The organism is Streptomyces sp. NPDC005181 (genome assembly GCF_040608395.1).
In the GTDB taxonomy this organism is placed as follows: Bacteria; Actinomycetota; Actinomycetes; order Streptomycetales; family Streptomycetaceae; genus Streptomyces.
Genome location: NZ_JBEXID010000015.1, coordinates 124,948 through 132,026 on the forward strand (window position 1 = coordinate 124,948; position 7,079 = coordinate 132,026).

Sequence of the window (7,079 nt, forward strand, 5' to 3'; positions counted from 1 at the left end):
GTCAACGTGTCCCCTCGGTCGTCCCACGGCCCCCGGAGTCACCGTCGCGCCGTCTGCGCGGGCGTCCGATCGAGCCTCGGTCGTTCTTGAACTTTCCGGCGTTCTTCCCGCCGCTCCTGTCCCCGCCACCGGGGACCTTCACGATCCCCAGCTCTCCGGCCAGGCCCCAGAGCGCCTGCTTCACCGTGCTCTTGGCGTCGAGTTCGTGCATCCGGCCCGCGTCGACGGCGCCCTGGAGTTCCTTGAAGTTCGCGGGAACGGCCGTGTTCGCCATCCGGGTCCCGGTGATCTTCTCGATCAGCGGCGGCTGGATCTCGGTGTTGCGGATGAACCGGTTGACGAGGGTGAGCGTCTCCTCCGCCTTGCGGATCTGGAGCCGCTCCCACATCCGTACGGTGCGCTTCGCGCCGCGCACCGCAACCACGTCCGGGGTGGTGACCAGCAGTGCCGTGTCGGCCATTTCGATGGCTGCCGCGGCTGCTCCCTGGAGCTGGCTGCCGCAGTCGATGACCACCACCTCGTACCGCGAACGCAGGGCGCTGACGATCTGGCGGGCCGACCGGTCGCTGACTTCCTCACCGCGCTCGCCCTCGCCGGGCGCCAGCAGCAGGGCGAGCCCGGTGCTGTGGCTGAACACGGCGTCGGAGAGGACGCGGGGTGATATGTCAGCGATCGCTGCCAGGTCGACGATGGAGCGCCGGAACTGCACGTCGAGGTACGAGGCGATGTCGCCGGACTGGAGGTCCATGTCGACCAGCGCGACCGTACGCCCCGACGCCTGTGACGCCAGGGCGAGTTGGACCGCCGTGACAGTCGCCCCCACGCCGCCCTTCGCGCCGCTGACCGTGATGACGGTGCCGCCGGGGCCGGTGAAGACGTCGCCTCCGGTGCCCAGGTGGCGGCGGACCCCGACGGACCACTGGGCGGCGGACTGGACCCGGTTGGCGAGTTCCTCGTAACTCACCGGCAGGGTGACCAGGCCACGGGCGCCCGACTCCATCGCCGCGGAGAACAGCCCGGGGCTGGCATCCGCGGTGATCAGCACGACCCCGATGGCGGGGAAGCGCAGGGAAACCTCCCGGATCAGTTCCAGAGCCGGCACCGGACCGATCCGCTCATGGACCAGCACGACCTCGGGCAGCTCGTCGAGCGACTCGCCCGCGAGGCGGGCGAGGGTGTCGATGAGCTGAGTCGAGTCGCCGACCGGTGCGGCCGGCTCCGCGTCGGGGAGCTGGCTGAGCAGGGTGGTGACGGATCTGGCCGCGTCGGGGTCACCGACGGCCGGGAGGATCCTTGTGGTCATTCGATCCTCACTTGTCCTTGTCGAGCGTGTAGGTGCGGTCGCCCGGACGGATGGTGCTGTCGCTGCCGGAGGCCAGGAGCGCGAGGCGTACGTGCTCCGCGAAGGACTCGGCGTAGGCGATGCGCTGGGTGTCGAGCGTGTTGAGCGCGAACGTGATGGGGACGGCCTCGGTGCCCATGTTCGACTTGGCCTCCCGGCCGGGCTCCAGGGCGGTCAGCTTGCCGACGTCCAGCACCTTGGCGTTGGAGACGATGACCTTCGACTGGGACGGGGCGCCGTCCTGCTCGCCGGCGAACGTGGCGTAGATGTTGACCGTCGCACCGGGGGTGATCTTGCCGGCGACGCCGGTGGCGGCGTCGATCATGATGGCGATCTCCTGCTCACCGGGCTGCAGTTCGGGACTCTTCTGCATCATGTCCGACTGGAGCAGCGAGCCCTTGCGCAACTGTGTGACGGCGATCTTTCCGTTGACCTCGGAGAGGTCGGTCACGGCGTTGGTCGACAGCCAGCGCTTCGGCATCTTGATCTTCTCGAACTGTCCGGAGGACAGCGCCGTGTAGGGGGCGATGTCGGACTTCAGCTGGTAGGCCGGCACCTCGGGGCCGACCTTCGAGTTGACGTCACTGATCACCGAGAGCACGCCGGCGAAGGCGCCGAAGGCGCACAGGACCGACAGGAGCAGGAGTATCACGCCGCGGCGCTGGCGGGAGTTCATGGGCCGGACAACCTCGTTCGTATCGGATGCGTGGGGCAGCGGACAGAAGGATGCGCGGTGGCTGGGCGTACGTCTGGGAATCGGTCGGGATTCGTGGCTGGGACTGTGCCTGTACTACGGCTGCATCTACGCGTGTTGCGGAAATGCAGGGACGTCACGACCGTGGCTGCACGGCCGCTCCTTGGTTCAGGACACTTCCGGGCTGCATTCGGTTCTCGGGTGGGGGAAGTGGCGAGGAACAGAATCCACAACGATCCCCGATGAGTTCCATTCCGCACCAGTGACAGTTCTCGCGCCTTACGGAGGACACCAGTTGGTACAGAAGGGAGATGTCCGGAAGATAGGCGGCAAATTCCACCAGCTTTCCGGTTCCCCACCAGCGGGAGGAGTCAGAAGGCAGAGTGACCTCCTGCATGGCCTGGACCTTCCAGGCGGGAGCCAGAGTCTTGTGCACCCAGTCCGACTGCGACTGGCCCTTGGCGATCAGCAGATGCGTTCCGAACTCCGGCCCCGTGGGCGGCTCCACGGCCGGGCCGACCTTGACGAGCTGCGGATTCGGCCCCGCGACCACGGCGAACTGGGAGCCCGGCACCCATGACTTGGCATGCGTCTTGAGGCTGACCGGAACCCGGTCCAGCTTGGTGACCGAGTTCAGCAGGGCGCCCGCGTAGATGTAGTGCGGCATCAGCCGGGCGGCAGAGGCGACCACTCCCGGGCTGAAGTCGCAGATCGACAACTGGCGCAACTGCCTGACCAGTACGGCGATGCCGAGCGGCGGGAGATCCACTTTGAGCAGGGCGATGCGGTCGCTCTCCAGCACCGATCTGACGGAATGCAGCCGGCGCTCGTGGGCTACCGGCAGACCGGCCGAGTAGACGGCGACGACATAGCCGTGCTGCTCCAGCAGCACATGCATGTCACTGATCGCCAGATCCATCGTCTGGTCTTCCGGAGCCTGCAGCAAGGCCGCCGTCGGTGTCTGCTGATCGGTCGGTGGCAGCACAAGATCAGCACTGGTCACTGCTATTGCGGTCGGCACGCTGTTCCCCGTTCGGCTCCGGCCACCGTCGCGCTGACGGCGGCCGCAATCGCTCCTGCTCCGTGCTCCTGCCACAGCACTTTATCCACGTCTTACCAGCCAGAGAACACCTTTCGTGGACCAGTACAGCTACATCCGGGCAACACCCTCGCGACAGGCGGGCGACAGCCGGGTGCGAAATCGGGCGAAACAGAGAGTGGTTAACTCCTGTACCACTGCGGAGGGTTACCAAAACGCGTTCCGATTTTCGTCGGCCTGAATTCATTAGCGCACGTCAGAATGGATCTCAGCGTGCCGGATCCCCATTCCGACGGAGCGAAATCCGTCACCGTCCGACCACCCCCACCTGCACCTGCCGGGCCGCTCACCCGACTCCCCGATGAATGCCGCCCGTTGGACCGCGGAAGGGCCACCCGGAGGCGGTCCGGGCCCCGGCCGACGCACTCCTTCCTTCCCCCTCGCCGGAACCCGTAATCGCCAGAGGTCTTGACAACTCTATTGGTCTGGACCAGCTTAGCGGCAAGCGGTGGCCACCGTTCCTCAACTCACCTCCACTCCCTTCACGTTCACCCGCGCGTCACACCTCCGACACCCGCCTGCATCCCGATGCATCCCTCTGCATCCCCAACTCCCCCACGGAGGCAAGCAAGTGGAACGCACACCCGGCACCCGGCACGGCAGACGCCGCGTCCGCCCGGTCCTCGGCGCCCTCATGGCCGTCGTCGCCGCAGGAGCGCTGACCGTCACCGGCCTCGTCGGCACCGCCCAGGCCGCCGACGTCAACAACGCCAAGAACGCGGGCTTCGCGTCCGGACTCGCCAACTGGACCTGTTCCAACGGCAGCGGCACCACCGTCTCCTCCCCCGTGCACGGGGGCGCCGCGGCCCTGAAGGCGACCCCGGCCGGGCAGGACAACGCCCAGTGCACGCAGGCCGTGGCCGTGAAGCCGAGCTCCACGTACGCGCTCAGCGGCTGGGTGCAGGGCGGATACACGTACATCGGCGCGACCGGCACCGGAACGACCGATGTGTCGACCTGGACCCCCGACTCCAGCAGCTGGACCAAGCTCTCCACCAGCTTCACGACCGGCCCGAACACCACCTCGGTGACCGTGTACCTCCACGGCTGGTACGGGCAGGCCCCCTACCTCGCCGACGACATCTCCGTGACCGGCCCGGACGGCGGGGGCGGCGGTGACCCGGCGCCGACCGTGCCCGCCACCCCGGCGGGTCTCGCGGTGGGCTCCGTGACCTCGTCCTCCGTGGCCCTGTCCTGGAACGCGGTATCGGGCGCGACGGGCTACAACGTCTACCGGAACGGCACCAAGGTGCAGTCGGTGGGCGGAGCCTCGGCGACCGTGACGGGACTGACCGCCTCGACCTCGTACTCCTTCCAGGTCTCCGCGACCAACGCGGCCGGTGAGTCCGCCAAGTCCGCGGCGGTGACCGGTACCACCTCGGCCACGGGCGGCGGCGGGGGTGGCGGGACCGTGCCCAAGCACGCGGTGACCGGCTACTGGCAGAACTTCAACAACGGCGCCACCGTCCAGAAGATCAGCGATGTGCCAGCCAACTACGACATCATCGCGGTCTCCTTCGCCGACGCGACCGGCACGCCGGGCGGTGTCACTTTCAACCTCGACTCGGCGGGGCTCGGCGGTTACACCGTCGACCAGTTCAAGGCCGACATCAGGGCCAAGCAGGCGGCCGGCAAGTCCGTGATCATCTCGATCGGCGGCCAGAACGGCACCGTCTCGATCAACGACGCCGCCTCCGCGACGAACTTCGCGAACTCCGTGTACTCGTTGATGCAGACGTACGGCTTCGACGGCGTCGACATCGACCTGGAGAACGGCCTCAACTCCACGTACATGACGCAGGCGCTCAGGTCCCTCTCGTCGAAGGCGGGCTCCAAGCTCGTCATCACGATGGCGCCGCAGACCATCGACATGCAGTCGACGTCGAACGAGTACTTCAAGACGGCGCTCAACATCAAGGACATCCTGACCGTCGTCAATATGCAGTACTACAACAGCGGTTCGATGCTCGGCTGCGACGGCAAGGTCTACTCGCAGGGCTCGGTGGACTTCCTCACCGCGCTCGCCTGCATCCAGCTGGAGGGCGGCCTCTCGCCGGCCCAGGTCGGGCTCGGACTGCCGGCCTCGACCAGTGGTGCGGGCAGCGGCTACGTCTCCCCCACGATCGTGAACAACGCCCTGGACTGCCTGGCCCGCGGCACGAACTGCGGTTCGTTCAAGCCGTCCAGGACGTACCCGGGTCTGCGCGGCGCGATGACCTGGTCGACCAACTGGGACGCCAAGTCGGGCAACGCCTGGTCGAACGCGGTGGGCCCGCACGTGCACGGCCTGCCGTAGCCGGTGCGGGGGTGTACGGGTGCCTGGTGCGGCGCCCGTATACCCTTCACCCCACACCCCATACATCCTGACCAGCAGCGCCGCCGCTCCCCCGGCGGCGCTGCTGCGTGTGCGCTATGCTGGCTCTACGCTTAGTCCAGTACTTAGTCCACCCGTCGATCCATAGTGTGAGGCAGCCATGGAAGCAGCCCGCCAGTACAACGTGCACGAGGCCAAGACCCACTTCTCGCGCATCCTCGAACAGGTCGCCACCGGCGAGGAAGTCGTGATCAGCAAGGCCGGCGAGCCAGTGGCCAAGGTGGTTCCGCTACGTCCCAAGGTCAGGCGGACAGGGCGCGGATCCCTGAAGGGGCGGATCCACCTCGCCGCCGACTTCGACGAGCTGCCCGGCGAGATCGCCGACGCCTTCGGGATGCCGTGATGCGGCTACTTCTCGACACGCATGTGATCCTCTGGTGGCTCGACGACTCCTCCGAACTCTCCGGGGAAGTCAAGGACCTGCTCGATACGGAACCGTCGGTGTACGTCAGCGCGGTCTCTGCCTGGGAAATCGCCATCAAGCAGTCGCTCGGCAAACTGGACGGGCCGGAGGACCTGGCGGAACGGGTCCGGGACAGCCAGTTCACACCGCTGCCGATCACTGCGGGGCACGGAGTGCGGGCGGGCAGGCTGCCGGCCCATCACCGGGATCCGTTCGACCGGATACTGATCGCGCAGGCCCGGACCGAAGGAATGACGATCGTCACCCGGGACAAATGGATCCCGCACTACGACGTCCCGGTCATGGACGTCTAGGGTCTTTCGTTTGGATCAGGCTGGATCAGGGAGCGGCCCGCTGCGGAGCGGCTGATGTCACCGTGGTGCGTGCAGCTGCAAGGCGGAGGGGGAGCCCACGCGGAGCGAATGGGGTCTCCCCTGCGCGAGCGAAGCCGAGAACTTGGGGAAGACCGACGACAACGCGGCAGATGTGCGTGCCAGACCCCGCGAGCCCAGCCTGATCCAAACGAGAGGCCCTAGTCCCTTGCCAGCCGTCGGCCGACGCAGCTCCCGGCATCACTGACGGCTGCCCCGCAGGCCTTGACGGGACAGCCCTAACGCGGAGCGAACTCACTCAGACCTTGGGCATCGAGCGTGAATTCCCGTACCTCGGGCTGGGCGGCGTAGTCGTCCCAGCCAGTGGATCTGTGGTGGCCAGGCGGGATCTGTGTGAACTGGTGCCCCCGTGGTGCGCTGACGATGTCGAGCCAGGAGACCAGCCCGTCAGGGGTCCGGTAAGGAGTGTCCATGAGGTTGTTGCCGTGAATGGTCGCGGTCCCGGTGAGGAGGGTCAGCGGGGTGATGATGGTCGACAGATCGGAGAACCCCACGAGCCAGGTCGGTTCAGCGACGCGCAGTTGGTCCCAGTCGAGCAGCGGCAAGAGGTCAATCGCCAGCTCCCCGCCCCAGGGCGGTACCACAGCACGGATTTCGGGATCGGTCAGCAGCGACATCAGTTCGTCTGCGCGCGCGGCGGCGACAGCACTGACATGTCCCGAGCCGTCCATGCATTTTCAGGCTCTTCGCTCGCATCTGTGGGTTTCAAGCGGTCTCCGCGAGGGCTCGCCCGGGGAGCGGTCGGGCGTAACCGGCCAGACAGAGCAGGATCATG

The 7,079-nt window shown here is 67.2% G+C and carries 6 protein-coding genes and 1 pseudogene; 3 read left to right on the forward strand and 4 right to left on the reverse strand.

Going from position 1 to position 7,079, the window contains the following annotated elements; translation table 11 throughout:
* Position 1: 1 nt before the first annotated feature.
* The 3 genes from ABZV38_RS13445 to ABZV38_RS13455 all read right to left on the reverse strand — a co-directional run bounded on the left by ABZV38_RS13445 (position 2) and on the right by ABZV38_RS13455 (position 3,039).
* A complete protein-coding gene (locus ABZV38_RS13445; RefSeq protein ID WP_356326934.1) occupies positions 2-1,303 on the reverse strand; it encodes an AAA family ATPase in 1,302 nt (433 codons plus the stop codon).
* A gap of 7 nt (positions 1,304-1,310) precedes the next feature.
* A complete protein-coding gene (gene cpaB, locus ABZV38_RS13450; protein WP_356326935.1) occupies positions 1,311-2,018 on the reverse strand; it encodes a Flp pilus assembly protein CpaB in 708 nt (235 codons plus the stop codon).
* 154 nt (positions 2,019-2,172) lie between these two features.
* Positions 2,173-3,039 (reverse strand): hypothetical protein, encoded by an 867-nt coding sequence (locus ABZV38_RS13455; RefSeq protein WP_356326936.1) that lies wholly within the window; start codon positions 3,037-3,039, stop codon positions 2,173-2,175.
* A gap of 667 nt (positions 3,040-3,706) precedes the next feature.
* Between ABZV38_RS13455 and ABZV38_RS13460 the strand changes: the two genes are divergently transcribed.
* From ABZV38_RS13460 to ABZV38_RS13470, 3 genes are all read left to right on the forward strand, one after another.
* Positions 3,707-5,431 (forward strand): glycoside hydrolase family 18 protein, encoded by a 1,725-nt coding sequence (locus ABZV38_RS13460; RefSeq protein WP_356326937.1) that lies wholly within the window; start codon positions 3,707-3,709, stop codon positions 5,429-5,431.
* A 178-nt stretch (positions 5,432-5,609) separates the two neighbouring features.
* On the forward strand, positions 5,610-5,852 hold the full coding sequence (locus ABZV38_RS13465) for a type II toxin-antitoxin system prevent-host-death family antitoxin (protein ID WP_356326938.1): 243 nt from the start codon (positions 5,610-5,612) through the stop codon (positions 5,850-5,852).
* Complete coding sequence (locus ABZV38_RS13470) at positions 5,852-6,226, forward strand: type II toxin-antitoxin system VapC family toxin (protein ID WP_356326939.1); 375 nt, start codon at positions 5,852-5,854, stop codon at positions 6,224-6,226. The genes ABZV38_RS13465 and ABZV38_RS13470 overlap by 1 nt, the downstream gene beginning before the upstream one ends.
* A gap of 329 nt (positions 6,227-6,555) precedes the next feature.
* Here ABZV38_RS13470 and ABZV38_RS13475 read toward each other — a convergent pair.
* Positions 6,556-6,975 (reverse strand): annotated as a pseudogene (locus ABZV38_RS13475) (LD-carboxypeptidase); the annotation flags it as partial.
* Positions 6,976-7,079 lie beyond the last annotated feature (104 nt).